At 41.5% G+C, this 13,851-nt stretch carries 12 protein-coding genes; 2 read left to right on the top strand and 10 right to left on the bottom strand.

The genetic code is table 11. The annotated features are described in order from the left end of the window. Positions 1-9 precede the first annotated feature (9 nt). On the bottom strand, positions 10-1,446 hold the full coding sequence (locus PZB74_RS21965) for a COG3014 family protein (RefSeq protein ID WP_302239538.1): 1,437 nt from the start codon (positions 1,444-1,446) through the stop codon (positions 10-12). A gap of 53 nt (positions 1,447-1,499) precedes the next feature. Next, complete coding sequence (locus tag PZB74_RS21970) at positions 1,500-2,090, bottom strand: penicillin-binding protein activator LpoB (RefSeq protein ID WP_302239539.1); 591 nt, start codon at positions 2,088-2,090, stop codon at positions 1,500-1,502. Positions 2,091-2,334: 244 nt separating this feature from the next. Here PZB74_RS21970 and PZB74_RS21975 point away from each other — a divergent pair, with 244 nt between their 5' ends. Then, complete coding sequence (locus PZB74_RS21975) at positions 2,335-2,724, top strand: hypothetical protein (protein WP_302239540.1); 390 nt, start codon at positions 2,335-2,337, stop codon at positions 2,722-2,724. 4 nt (positions 2,725-2,728) lie between these two features. Here PZB74_RS21975 and PZB74_RS21980 read toward each other — a convergent pair whose 3' ends face one another. The 6 genes from PZB74_RS21980 to PZB74_RS22005 form a co-directional block, all read right to left on the bottom strand. After that, positions 2,729-5,119 carry a TonB-dependent receptor gene (locus PZB74_RS21980; RefSeq protein ID WP_302239541.1) on the bottom strand — a complete coding sequence of 797 codons (2,391 nt, stop codon included), beginning with the start codon at positions 5,117-5,119 and terminating at the stop codon, positions 2,729-2,731. Positions 5,120-5,135: 16 nt separating this feature from the next. Continuing rightward, complete coding sequence (rpe, locus tag PZB74_RS21985; RefSeq protein WP_302239543.1) at positions 5,136-5,801, bottom strand: ribulose-phosphate 3-epimerase; 666 nt, start codon at positions 5,799-5,801, stop codon at positions 5,136-5,138. A gap of 127 nt (positions 5,802-5,928) precedes the next feature. Then, the gene (locus PZB74_RS21990) at positions 5,929-7,596 is read right to left on the bottom strand and encodes a S8 family serine peptidase (protein WP_302239544.1); all 1,668 of its coding nucleotides are present in this window, start codon (positions 7,594-7,596) and stop codon (positions 5,929-5,931) included. Continuing rightward, positions 7,577-8,305, bottom strand: coding sequence for a hypothetical protein (locus PZB74_RS21995; RefSeq protein ID WP_302239545.1), 729 nt, complete (start codon positions 8,303-8,305; stop codon positions 7,577-7,579). The genes PZB74_RS21990 and PZB74_RS21995 overlap by 20 nt, the downstream gene beginning before the upstream one ends. Before the next feature lie 149 nt (positions 8,306-8,454). Next, positions 8,455-8,697 carry a DUF6952 family protein gene (locus tag PZB74_RS22000; protein ID WP_302239546.1) on the bottom strand — a complete coding sequence of 81 codons (243 nt, stop codon included), beginning with the start codon at positions 8,695-8,697 and terminating at the stop codon, positions 8,455-8,457. A gap of 114 nt (positions 8,698-8,811) precedes the next feature. Further along, on the bottom strand, positions 8,812-9,129 hold the full coding sequence (locus PZB74_RS22005) for a thioredoxin family protein (RefSeq protein ID WP_302239547.1): 318 nt from the start codon (positions 9,127-9,129) through the stop codon (positions 8,812-8,814). A 123-nt stretch (positions 9,130-9,252) separates the two neighbouring features. Here PZB74_RS22005 and trpF point away from each other — a divergent pair, with 123 nt between their 5' ends. Then, a complete protein-coding gene (gene trpF, locus PZB74_RS22010) occupies positions 9,253-9,885 on the top strand; it encodes a phosphoribosylanthranilate isomerase (protein WP_302239548.1) in 633 nt (210 codons plus the stop codon). A gap of 101 nt (positions 9,886-9,986) precedes the next feature. On the opposite strand, the gene PZB74_RS22015 is transcribed toward trpF, so the two are convergent. Both PZB74_RS22015 and PZB74_RS22020 read right to left on the bottom strand, forming a co-directional pair. Further along, positions 9,987-11,684, bottom strand: a complete 1,698-nt coding sequence (locus PZB74_RS22015; RefSeq protein WP_302239549.1) for a sodium:solute symporter family protein — start codon at positions 11,682-11,684, stop codon at positions 9,987-9,989. A gap of 269 nt (positions 11,685-11,953) precedes the next feature. Then, entirely contained in the window at positions 11,954-13,702 is a 1,749-nt protein-coding gene (locus PZB74_RS22020; RefSeq protein ID WP_302239550.1) for a hypothetical protein, read from the bottom strand. Positions 13,703-13,851: the final 149 nt, after the last annotated feature.

The raw sequence follows: 13,851 nt of genomic DNA on the forward strand, positions 1-13,851 counted from the left end.
GCTCAGATGCTAATAGTAGTAAGCGGACTGTGGTAAGTCAGCATCCAGAGAGTGAAAGGTCTGAAAAGTAGTCTTACCCTTCTTTATATCTACCTCAAAAGTATGCGTACGGCTACTTCTATGCTTGCTTTCCAGTTCCAGTGTAATAGTTTGAAGACCTTCATCAAGCGGAGTTCTGGCATAATAGATACTATGTGGTATCGTCTGCCAGTTTCTGGTATCTGCTTTTTCTGTAATAGCATTAACCAGACTTACTACGGCACCTAAGTCCTGGTTCTCTTCGCGGATTGCGTATTCAGTAGCTTTTTTTAGGGCTACTCTAAGCAGTGAAACTCCAAACTCCTTAAGCATTCGCTGCTGTAACGAGCGAAAAGCAATTTCATTAATATCTTCTACTTGCTCCAGAGCAATACTCTTTTGTCCGGCTACTTTTAAATTTGCTTTTGAAAACACCTCTCTTCGTTCCAGATAACGAGGAAAAGCTACACGAATAAACTCCACATCATTGAGGTTCTTCTTCTCATAATCCTCTTCGTCTTCCAACTGAAAAGGAAAATTAAGGCCTAGCTCTGTGTTGGTAAAGTTTACTACTCCCCCTTCGCCCCTAACCAATGCAAAGTTGATACTCCATTCATCTTTTACGGGGCCAAGTCCGTTGTTCCAGAAAAAGACCAGTTCACCACCCTGCTGCTTTTCTGCTTTGTAGGTAAAGCCAAACTTTTCTTCATACCTCCTTTGCTCTTCTGCGAAACCCATCAGATGCGCTGTTCTTAACAAATCTTTTTTGAGTTGAAGTGGAGCAGCTATACCAAACATACCCTGATAGTCCTGCTCATAAATTTCAAGTGCATTACGGTAAGCGATAAAAGCATTGTTGTAATCCTTATCTGCATCGTAGATAATTCCCATCAGGTTATGCACAAAAGCATCGCGGCTGTACTTACCTTTTTTGCCCAATGCAGCTGATCTGTATTTGTCGCTTAACTTTTGTAGTTTGATGTTTAACCTTCTGCATTCTACCAATGCAGATTGAGTGTCGCCCATCTTCAGAAAATTCAGTGTTTTATAGTAGTGCAAAAGAAGCAGTTCGTGATCTTCTCCGGTATAGTAAGTCAGATTTGGGTTAATGAATAAAGAAGAAGCAGTATTCCAGTAATTATTTCTCAGGTCTTCACCTAATCGGTATGCTTCTTCAAAAAATTCGTTACTCTCAGTATACTGCCCCTGCATAGAAGCAACCACCCCTCGGTTTAAATAATATAGAAGTTTAGCTTTGCCTTCAGGAGCTTTTTTACTGCCAGCCAACACCTTCTCCGCTTTCTCCATATTGCCCTCTTCAAAAAAGCGGTTGAACTTATAGTTCAACTGGTAATAAGAAGCGCAAGACGTACATAGCAAGCAGGCACATAGCCAAAGCATAGCTCCAGCTCTACTTATAAAACGCATGAAGGCAAAGGTCAAAGTAAAGAAGTGGTTATTTAATGATAAGCCGTTAACTCTTAGTTGACGATATACTTCTTAATTTTTTTACCATCCAACCATACGATCTCGTTGGTCTCCAGATGAGCTAGCTCTAAATCTACCTGATAAAAGGTAACCTGTCTTTTTCCTTCTGAGTCAACAATAGAGTTGATGGTACCAAACATCATATAATCGGCCCCAAGCTCTGCTCCCCAGCGCTTTTGTGTTTCCGGAGAGGCAAACTCCTGCTGATCGGCACGTTCCTCACGTAACTTTTCTCTAAAAACGCTATTCTGTACTACTCGCACCGTACCAGAGCGAATAAGCTCTTTTTCTATGTCTTTAATAAAAGTTTCTGCTTCTATATGCTCATGACTTTTGTTGGTGATCAGCCCTACAATTACTACCGGCTTTCTGTTATGGTAATTGGTAAAATTATTTCTCCAGGCACTCTCTATCACACTTTCGGATAAGGCTTCAGCTACTCTACGAGAGTCCGCATCATTCCAACGTCCACTCAAATCTATATCCGAACTGGTATCTACGCGTGTAACTGTTTTGCGAGCACAGGAAAAACTTAGCACAGCAATAAGCAAGAAGAACGAGAAAAATTTAAACTTAGATTTCATGGTCAGTCAATATAAAACTATGAGGTTACTGTTTACTTATGGGCAAAATTAATACCGAAAAGGTAGTGTATGATAGGAATACGTAAAGAGAAGCAAAGAGGTCAGATAAGAAGGCCAAAAAGTGAACAGCATATCAGAAAAAAAAGGAAAAGCTCAATATTTTTTAGTATTTTCATTTTTTTATTACATAAAAAACATATACTACTAAACCAGTATATGTACTTATACTAATCAATTGAGACTTATGCCGCATGATTTACTTACAGAAGAAGCCATAAACTTACGTGAAATATTGTATGAGATGGAGAGCCGCCTGGAAGCTGAAGATTACGCGCCTACTTTTGCCAATCAGTACCTTCTCAAACTCATTGACCAGGCATGCAAAGCCTGTGTGGCCCTGGGAGAAACCTTTATTGGAAAGCCCAAGCAAGCTCAGGACTTTCTTGTTTTTCAGCAATTGGTAGAGCTTCAGGTAATAGATGCGGCATTGAGTAAAAGACTGCTTTCTATGATTGCTTTTCGTAAGCTGAGCCAGCAGGCTGCTCGTATCCAGGGAAAAAATATAAAACTCAGATTTACGCCTCGTCATTTAGAGGACTTCCGTACGTTCACTCAAAACTTACTTTTAGCGTAGCTGGCTAGTATCGAGCAATCAGCTTTAGGTTAATAAAACGTGCGGAAAGCCGGTTAGGTACAGCATATTGCCGACCTTGTACATCATCTATCCAGCTGTAAGAAATAGTGTTGTCTGCTCCCAATACATTGAGTACTTCCAGACCCAGCCATAAAGACCTGAAAAAACTATTAGTCTCCGTTTTGCTTTGCCGGAAATTCAACTGCTTGGAGAAACCCAGATCTACTCTTTTATAGTCCTGCCCATTTAAAAAATTACGATACGCTTCGCTTTCCGGAGGCCCAAAAGGTAAGCCAGAGCCATACAAAAAGCTCAGATATACTCGTGAGCTGGGGTCGTTAGGCAAATGGTCCTGAAAGAATACGCCAAAATTGATCAACTGATCGGAGGGTCTGCGAATATAGCCCCTGCCATCACCTTCTATATCTTCTTTGGTTTGTAAGACGCCTAAGCTGAACCAGGATTCCGCTCCGGGTATAAACTCGCCGCTGATTCGGAAATCCGCGCCAGTGGCATAAGCTTTCGCGTTATTATCCGCAAAGTATCGGATCCGAACATTATCTACATCGTAAGGATTTACATTTGCCAGATGCTTGTAGTATAGTTCTGAAAGAAGAACAAACTCACGCCCAAACATTATAAAACGATAGTCTGCCCCTGCTATAAAATGAGTGGCGCTTTGGGCCAGAACATCTTTGTTTAAGTTGCCTTGCCTATCTCTGAGCTCACGGTAGAATGGTGGCTGCTGATATAGCCCTGCGGCAAATCTGAATACCAGATCGGGGAAGTTTTGCGGCTGATAAGCATACTGAATTCTGGGGCTGACTAACAGCTGCTCATTTACCGTCCAGTAGTTAAGACGCACCCCATAGTTAAAAGTATGTGCACCTCCAATTTCTGTGGTGTTCTGCACATAAGCAAAAAAACGGTGAGAGTTCAGGTTCAGCTCATTGTTTATCTGCTGAGTGATTACGCTATAGTCCGAAGAGTCGCTAAAAGCATATTGTTCAATAACATCGTCAACTTTTTCGTGTGCATAACCTGCGCCAAGCTCCAGGGTGTGGCTACTCCCCAGACTGAATGCATGCCTGTTTTCCAGATTGATAATTTCTGCTTCCAGCTTGTTACGAGCATGCTGATAGTTACTACCAATGCCTAAGACTGTTACACAGCGATTGAAATTGGGAGATGAGGTGGAAGTTTCCAGGTCACAAAGTCGGTAACCAGACTGTAGCTCATAATACTCCCGCTCCCGAGTAGAGACCCTGGAACTGATAAATTTGGTAGTCCAATTTTTATTAATGCGATGGCTTAGTTTAAACCCCAGCTGATAAGTTCGGTAATCCAGAATTTCCTGTCCCAGATAGCCTACATACAGACGAAAAGGTTCATTGAGCGTTCCAAAGGTAGTTTCCCGGCTTACAGGCTGAACGAGATATTGATTATCTGCAACAGCACCTAATATGCCTAGCTCGGTACGGTTTACTTGTGGATCGTTATCCAGATCTATGGTCACGTATGATTGTAAATCCAGAAAACGGGGCAGGTATTCGCCTTCAGTCTCTAAAGTATTGAGTAGATACTGCGCTGTTTTGTATCGTCCTCCAATCAGATAAGTGAGTTTTTTACGCTTAGTACTACCTTCCAGATGGAGTCCGCCATTCAACAGACTTAGCGTAGCAGTAGCTTTCGTAGCCTGGGGCTTTTTGTAGCTTACATTAAGATTTGAGGACAGCTTATCGCCATATTTTGCCTGCCACCCTCCGGAAGAAAAAGTGATGCTGCCTACTAAATCAGGATTGATAAAACTAAGTCCTTCCTGTTGCCCTGCACTTACTAAAAATGGCCGGTAGATGGGAATATCATTGACATAGACCAGGTTTTCGTCAAAGTTGCCCCCTCTTACAGAATAGGTAGAGGATAGCTCATTATTACTGACCACCCCCGGTAATGTGGATAAAATTTTAGTAAAATCTCCAAAAGCGGAAGGCAGATTTCTGGCAGCATTCGGTTGAATCGTAGTTAGTCCGGCCTCTTTTCTAAAATTATCCTCTGACTGTCCGCTAACTTCAATTTCTTCCAGAACACGTGTTTTTGATTCTAATACTATCGTAAGTTCCAGAGTATCTTCATACGCAAGCTTAATTGTGCTACGCTGGACTTTATAATCCAGATGGCTGAAGACAAGCTCATGCCTACCTGCTTCCAGCTCAATACTAAACTTACCTTCCTCATCAGTAAGCATTCCTTTTACTGTATTAAATACCTGAACATTTACATAGGGAACAGCCGATGCTGTTGAATCCAACACTATACCTTTTACGACCCCCTCCTGCGCCCAGGCAAGACACAACGGAAAAAAAAGCAGAACTATAGAGAGGATTCCTTTACGCATACACTGAAAAATAGTATTAGACGGAGGCCATCTGTTTTCTTATGTCAGAAATTGTTTGTAGCGGTTGCTCTGAAGAAAAAACAAAGCTACCTGCTACTAATGCATTTGCACCCTGCTCAACTAGTTTGGCAGCATTCTGATCATTCACTCCACCATCAATTTCTATCCAAAGGTCAGGCTTAGTCTCAGTAGCTAACACTTTCAGCTTCTTAATTTTTTGATAGGTTTGTTCAATAAATTTTTGTCCCCCAAAACCTGGGTTGACGGACATGATCAGCACCAGGTCCAGATCCTGAATAATATCTTCCAGCACCTGCACCGGAGTATGCGGATTTAGTGCCACGCCAGCTCTACAGCCTAGTTCTTTAATTCTGCTTACGGTACGATGCAGATGAGTGACTGCCTCGTAGTGAACGGTAAGCCGGTCAGCCCCCGCATCTTTAAAAGCTTCCAGATAATTGTCTGGCTGCTGTATCATAAGGTGAACATCCAGCGGCTTCTTTGCATGTTTTTGAATGGCCTTACATACGGGTAAACCAAAAGATATATTAGGCACGAAAATACCATCCATAATATCTACATGTATCCAGTCCGCTTCACTATTATTCAACATCTCTACATCGCGTTGCAGGTTGGCAAAGTCAGCAGCCAGAACAGAAGGAGCTAATACGTTATTTTTCATATGTTAGTATTTACGGCAAAGCTATACGCTATCATAAAAATTAAGAAGGATTTAACCTCATTTTTAAGATAAGAGAGGTATGATAGAAGTGTTGCTCCTACTTTCAAAATATTTATACCCGTAATTACTAAAATTTTACAATTTTCAGCGTATCCGATAGCGAGGAGGAGAGTATATGCATGATGTATATACCACTGGAAAGGCTATCCATATCCAGGCTCAAAGAAGCTCTTTTGTAGTTTCGCACTTTCTTTTGTAAGACCAGCTGCCCTTCAGGATTGTACAGCGAAACATGTACCATTCCATTAAAACGCCCTTCCGCTGGCTCAATAACCAGATCACTGTTTTCTACCGGATTGGGGTAGACTTTAAAAAAACGTTTTTTCTCTGTTTCTACCGGCGTCAGGAAGTTTTCCATCAGCTTATTAAAGTCTGGTATTCCGTAGCCGGTTTCGTTATCCGGGGTCAGCGCTTTATCACCAGAGAGTTTAATTTTTTCAATTATCTCATAATTGGTAGCATCTGGAAAAGCCTGCCAGACACCTGCTACAAAACCACTGATGAGGGGAGCGGCAAATGAAGTTCCGTTAGAGGTAACCACATTTCCGGCGGAGTTAACTACTATTGTTTGTAAGCCAAGAGCTGATACATCGGGTTTTACACGTCCGTCGGCAGTAGGTCCATAAGAGCTGAATGAAACCTTATCTCTTGTACGGCTTACGGCACCTACAGATAGCACGTTGTTGGCATCAGCCGGAGGAGAGATATAACGCCATCTGCCAGAGCCTTCATTTCCGGCACTAATGACACAAACAATGCCTCTTTTTGTCGCTTCATTTACAGCCTTTGTAATCAGAGCCGTTTCACCATCAAGGTCTTCATAGTCGTAGTTCATGGCAGAAGCATTAAAAGTAGTATAGCCCAATGATGTGCTAATGATATCGGCTCCCGTACTATCAGCAAATTCAGCGGCAAACAGCCAGTTATACTCTTCTATACGATACTCTGAGCTTACTTCTTCTGTTACGCAAAGCATAAAATCTGCGCCATAGCCTCCGGCTTCCAACACTCCTTCTTTATAAGCTCCGATACAGGATAGGGCTTCGGTACCATGCTGCCCATAACGGTATACATTCGGACTGTTGCCTACAAAATCGTATCCGGGTAGCATGCGTCCCTCTTCATAAATGTGCTTAAAATAAGACACAGTATCTACTCCATTAAAACCTCCATCAAATACCGCTACCAGCAAACCCTCTCCGTTGTAACCTTTCTCGTGCATGGCATCTATGCCCAGCATATTATTTTGCTCCATATTCAGGAGTTGCTCTAAGGGTTTCTCTTCGGCAAACCTGGCTTTTGATTTTCCGTAAGAAGAGCCAGATTTTTTACTGCGCCCTTCTCTTCCACCAGGCTTTACCAGTTCGGCACCACGAACAAACACCTGAGACTGTATGGTCTCAAGTTCCTCAGCAGTAACTTCAATTAAGGCTCCATTAAGCCAGCGTGTAGTATAGTATACCTCAGCCCCTAGTTCTTCTAATTCGCTCAGGTAATCTTCCCGAACAGGTACATCGGCATAAGTAATATCAATTTTTTGCTTTTTTCGTCTTTCTACAGCCCTTTCGGATAAGAAGCTGGCAGGCTGTTCCAGGTCGTAGGCAAGCGTATCTTTATCAGTAAAAAAAACTACATATTGACTTTCCTGCGCAATGGCAGATAGTGTGGTGAGTGCCAATACTAAAATCAGCAAATACTTAGCCTTACTGATTCGCCTATTTATTTTCGTACCCATAGTCTATTAATGTTTGGCGATAATCACGCCCCGACTCCAAAATCCCTAAGCCTACACATTCTGGTTCACTGGCGCAGTAATGCAATCTAAGAGATTTTTTGTAAAAAAGGCCTACGTGTTTCAGGTAGGTTTCAGAAGCCTCTACCCTATTGATAATTGTATCCTGGCTCTCGGCCTGAATTACTGTAAACAGCTCATCTGAAAGCAGTGAGTCTACCGGAGTAACCATCTCTGTAAGTAACGCATCATCAGTATTTCTTAGTTCGTAAAGCTGCTCCTCACGACTGTTAAGCGCATTGACATCCCATGACACACCTATGTCTAACGGAAAAACCAGTTTAATCTGAGGGATATTGTTTTCTACTACTACTATCCGCTGCTTGTTTTTTCTTGCAGTCCAGACAGAATCCAAATCCCAGGCCTGTGTATCATCTTCACGATAAAATCTTTCCAGACGGTAAATGATCTCCCCACCCTGACCAGGAAAAGAGTCAGCGACAAGCTCTTTCAACTGATACTGTTGGGTATCTGGCTCAGCCACCACGCTATAGTTAATTTCCTTTACCTCATATACTGCATACCTGCCTACCTCAAGAGGAAAATATTCCAGTCCGAGCTGGCTGTTTTGCGGGGGAAGGGTTTCGCTCTCGCAGGCCCACAGACTTAAGAATGTAACAAAAATGCCAAGGAGGATGATGGATGTTCTCACTGTAATATGAAGTTAATGATGCGCTAAATTTACAGTAGTATATGCTGATTATAGCAAGTATTTTAATGAATAAGGCAGGATGTGATATAAGTGATAAAAAAATAACGGACCAGTAGGCCCGTTATGTCGTATTCTGAATATTTTTTTTTCTAGCTGATAGACTCTCTAACCCTGCGGGTATACTCTCTAAGTGCCGATTTAAAATCTACACCATCCGTTTTCATTTTTTCCAGTATAAATATAGCCGCAAGTATGTGGGTCAACTTCTCTCCTTCATCTTCGCCACCAACTTCTATGGGGAGTGGTTGTTCTTCTACCAGCGCTTCTTCTGCTGCAATCAGCTCTTCCATAGATTGATTTTCTACCAGTTTTTTCACTACAGGTATTTTCATACGTATCTCTTTTTATGGTCATACTCGTTATCGCTTATGGCAAATCATGGTAAATTGATACATACCTAATAGGTATGAAAAACTTGTGCCAAAGTGCTCAAACTTGTTTCGGGTTTAATTTAATTTTTGGATAAGCTCTACAACTGCATCCTCTTTACTGGAAGCTACCGTATCTACCAACTCACCATTTTTAAAAACAGCAAAGAAAGGAAGATTGGTTACACCCGCAGCTTTTCTAGCTTCAGGGTTTTTCTCAGCATTAACATCCAAAAATGCTATACCACTAAAGCGCTCATCTTCAGACAGGCGTCTGTATTTGGGTTTAAATAAGCGGCAGCTACCACACCAATCAGCGAAGTATTTGACTACAACTTTATCTTCCTGATTGAGTTTTTCTTGAAATTCGGAATCTTGTACAAGTTCTACAGCCATTCTGTTAGATTTGTTTTTTGAAATGATAAAATGTCGGTTTTTAAATCGTTCTCTAGTTACGAAAAACCACATGAAAAAGTTTATTGTTTAAGAAATTTTCTTATTTGAATCATAAATATTGTTATGGCACTAAAGACTTTCGTAAAAATTAGTGGAATTAATAACCTGAGCGATGCCCGCTATTGCGCCGGAATGATTGTAGATATACTAGGGTTTAGCTTTGAGCCGCAGGATGATAACTTTATGAGTCCTGAAAAGTATACCGCAATTACCGAGTGGGTATCGGGCGTAGCTTTTGCCGCAGAGTTTGACCAAAGCGAGGCTCAGCAGATCAGAGAGATTTTGGAGCAGTACCCCAAAGTAGATTATATACAAACTACAAAAGCAGAGCTTTTACCCTCTTTGCAATTGCTTCAAATTCCAGTCATTCTAAAGCTGGATGTAGATAACTATTCTACTGAAGAGCTAAGAGCGATGTTGCAAAAGTCATCTAAGGATGTTGCTTTCTTTCTGCTCTCCAGTAAAAACAGTGAGAAGGATGCGCTAAAGGCAGGAGAAATACTCTCTCTGGCCGATGAATTTCCTTTATTGCTGGGCTTTGGTCTGCAACAGGAAAATGTATTGCAGATTATAGAACAACATCCCATTAAGGGAATCGCATTGGACGGTGGCGATGAAATTAAACCTGGTTACAAAGATTTTGATGACCTGGCGGATATACTGGAAACCATAGAAGTAGACGATCTGGAAGAATAGCTTCTACCTGTACTAAAAAAAACAAAGCTCCTTTTACAACAATAGTTGCTAAAAGGAGCCTTTTTTATGCTCTCTACATTTGCAGCTTTCTCAGAAGCTTCTTAATCAGCAGTGGGTTTGCTACCGATAATTAGTTGAAGTAGGCTCGCAATGAACACCACTAGGACACAGCCAATTACATTAAACCATAAAAAACCAATATCGGTAGTAAAAAACAGGTAGAGTACCAATGCTTCTGCGATACAGGCTGCAATAAATACGGCATTGGCCTGAATGAAGCGTAAATAAAAAGCCACCAGAAAGATCCCCAGAATGGTACCATAAAAGATAGAGCCAATAATATTGACGAATTCAATTAAATTATCGGCAAGCGAAGCAAAGGTCGCAAATATGATAGCGATGACTCCCCAGGCTAAAGTAAAAAGCCGCGAAGCGTTCAGATAATGTAGCGAGGAGGCTTGAGGTTTAAACGATCTTTTGTACAAATCTACCACGCTGGTAGAGCCTAAGGCATTGAGCTCCGATGCAGTAGACGACATAGCCGCAGAAAAAATTACGGCTAGCAACAGTCCGATCAAACCTTTAGGAAAATTCTGCATGATAAAGCTGATGAATACATAATCCGTATCTTTAGTTTCGGCGTTGGGCACAGCTTTAGTTATTAAACTTTTAACCTCCTCCTGTATACCAGCCTGCTCTTCGCTAAGCTTATTAATTTGTTGCTTCCGGGCTTCTAACTTATCCTGATCTCCTGACTCGGCAGCTTGTATCAGGGCGCTGACTTCTTCTTTCTTTTGCTCAAAATTTGCGCTGTGCTTGCTTTCAAGAGCCTGCCACTCTTCAGCATATTCGCTTTGTATCACCTGCTGGCTTACGGCCTCATTAAAAAATACCGGAGGTTGATAAAACTGATAGAAAACAAACACCAACACTCCTACAAACAAAATCAGAAATTGCATTGGCACTTTTAACAACCCATTCATCATCAGGCCCAGCCTGCTCTGAGCTACCGAACGGCTAGAGAGATAGCGCTGCACCTGAGACTGATCCGTACCGAAATATGAGAGTGCCAGAAATAACCCTCCTGTAATACCTGACCATACATTGTAACGATCTGAAAACTCCAGATCAAAAGTGACAACATTCAGCCTACCCATATGCCCGGCTACATCTAGTGCGTTGCCAAAAGATACACCTTCGGGTAACAGCTTCAGAATAACAAAAGCGGCGATTATCATTCCACCCATCATCACTGCCATCTGCTGTTTTTGTGTCTGGCTAACAGCTTTGGTACCCCCACTAACAGTGTAAACGATAACCAGTACGCCAATTATAATATTGGTAAGGGTCAGGTTCCAGTCTAGTATGGTGGAAAGAATAATGGAAGGCGCATAGATAGTTATGCCTGCAGCCAGGCCCCTTTGTATTAGAAATAGAATTGCTGCTAGGGTACGTGTTTTCAGGTCAAAACGACTCTCCAGATACTCGTAGGCGGTATATACTTTCAGCCTATAGTAAATGGGGACAAAAGTTACTGATATGATAATCATTGCAATGGGCAGCCCGAAATAGAACTGAATAAAGCGCATACCATCTTCAAACGCCTGCCCCGGAGTAGAAAGAAAAGTAATAGCGCTAGCCTGGGTAGCCATTACTGACAAGCCCACCGTCCACCATCTGATGCTGCTGTCACCTTTTAGGTAGTCACTCATATTCTGACTACCACGGGTTTTGTATACCCCATATCCCACAATAAACAGCAAGGTACCAAAAAGTATAATCCAGTCTATAGTGCTCATGCGTAGTGGGCGGTGAGTAGGTAAAATAAGAAGATTAGAAAAACCAGATTACCTATCAGCAGCCAGTACATTCCTGACCATTTCTTAAAAAAAGGAGGACCTTGTAGTTGTTCTTGTGGGTGTTCCTGCATCATCTTCATTTTTGGGTGAGTCTCAAAAATAAGGAAAATAGGCAAACCACAAGCCTCAGCACATTTTTTTAGCCTAATGATGTCATAGAATAGACAAGTAGCGTGCGGATTAACAGCTACCGTAGCATGTAATTGATATTAATCGCTTTCCTTTTTGCGAAAAAGCCTTTTGAAAAAACCTTCTTTTTCCTCCTCCTGCTTAGGTTCAGCATGATCATTATTAATGCCCATACTTCCTTTTAAACCACTTAGAAGAGATTTCCACCAATAGGCAAATACAGATTTGTCTGGGTTTCTTTCAAAGCCAATTGCACCTATGCGTAATGGCTGAGAGTTGCTGCTGGGGTTATCCTGCTTTATCACAAACATATTGGCTACCAAGGAACCTAAAACTTCTTTTAAGCTGGGATCATTAGGGTTCTTTTTGTTAACCAACTTGATTTTTAGGTCACGATAAGCAAAATGAACGTCTCCTGAAGATTGCTTTTCATCCGCGTACAGGTCAAATTTAAGGGCGAAGGCATGACCACTTTCTACACTGGCAAAGGCGGTGTTTTCTACCATTGCATTCATATCCTTTAGGGCAAACTCGTACATCTCTCCTCTGATATAATGCTGCTGGCTAGGGCTGTTCATCGGAAAATTAAAATGTAAATTTAACTGGCTTTTACCCATCAGGCGAGTTTGTATATCAGCCTCCATACTTTGATTAAGCTTTCGCAGACTATCCAGATTACTAATGTTGTAAGCCGTCATGTACAGATCTTCAAAGGTGATTTGCCCGGTCTCTTCTGCATCGGGTACATGCTCGCGATAAGCAATATTACCTCTCAGTAGCTTGAGCGTATCCAGCCTGAATGGAATAGGTATATTAAGAATAGCCTCCTGCACCATAGGTTTTACCTTAAATGGAGGGCGGGGCAAACGCTTATCTTTAAAAACAAAAAGCTCGGCGTCTTCAATAGTAATTTTGCCTACCAGTAGTGCCAAATCACTTACCAGATAGTGCAGGTCTATATGCTGAAGGTCAATATTGGCAACCGATAAATTGATTCTTTCTTTTTGATAACCCAGGTCTCGGGCAAACTGGTAGAGAGGTTTCTGAGGTTCCATAGAAAAACTATCTATCAGAAGCTCTTCTTTAACCGGGTCTGCACGCAAATGGCCAAAGCGCAATGCATACAGGCTATCCGGAGTGATAAAAGTCGTATTTTCAACTTCCAGAATAAACTCTTCGGCATAAGGGTAACCATAATTTCTGTTTACTGTCCCAGAGTCTATGTGTAGTTTTAAAATGTTGGCATGCACATCTCCCAAGCTAAACGGCAGCTGCTCGCTTTTTTTGTCTACCCACTTAAGGTTAGCTTCCTGAATTTCAAGCTCTACCACATCCAGCGAATCAAAATACTCTTTAATTAATGCGTGAGCATCAAATTGTCGGATTTTGTCCAAGCTGATTGAATCTTGCTTTTTCGGTTTCTTGAAATCGTAATTAACAACGGTAAGGCGAGGAGATTTGATTTTTAGCGCATTAATTTTTAGGTAGCGTTGAGGTATCATACTCCAGAAATTGTCAAGAGAAAGCTCAAAGTCACCAACATAGGCAGCTACCCACTTGCCCTTACGTAAACTGTCTTCTGCCTCTACTCGGGCGCTATCATAATTTAGCTGGAAGTCTTTAAAAGAAACACTCTGGCTAAGCGCGTTAACGTCCATATCTTCGTAAGAAACCTCATACAGGCCAGAAGAATAATAGCTGACAGACTCTTTAAATACCGCATTAAGTACCGGCGTAATCCAGAAGTACACAAAAAGTTGCAGACTAAGTGCAGTAGCCAGTATCACACCTATGACAATCAAGCCTACTACTACAAATTTATTACGCATAGGTTTCTGGTTCAGGCTGTTTCTTTAAAATTATGACTGTAGGCACTTAGTAATTTTTTGACATTGCGAATAAACTCACAAGTAAGTTAGTAAAGCCAGGAAGTTTATAAAAAGTTTTAATTACGGTTAGTATAGGCATAAAAAAAGCG

The organism is Porifericola rhodea (assembly GCF_030506305.1).
GTDB classification, from domain to species: Bacteria; Bacteroidota; Bacteroidia; order Cytophagales; family Cyclobacteriaceae; genus Catalinimonas; species Catalinimonas rhodea.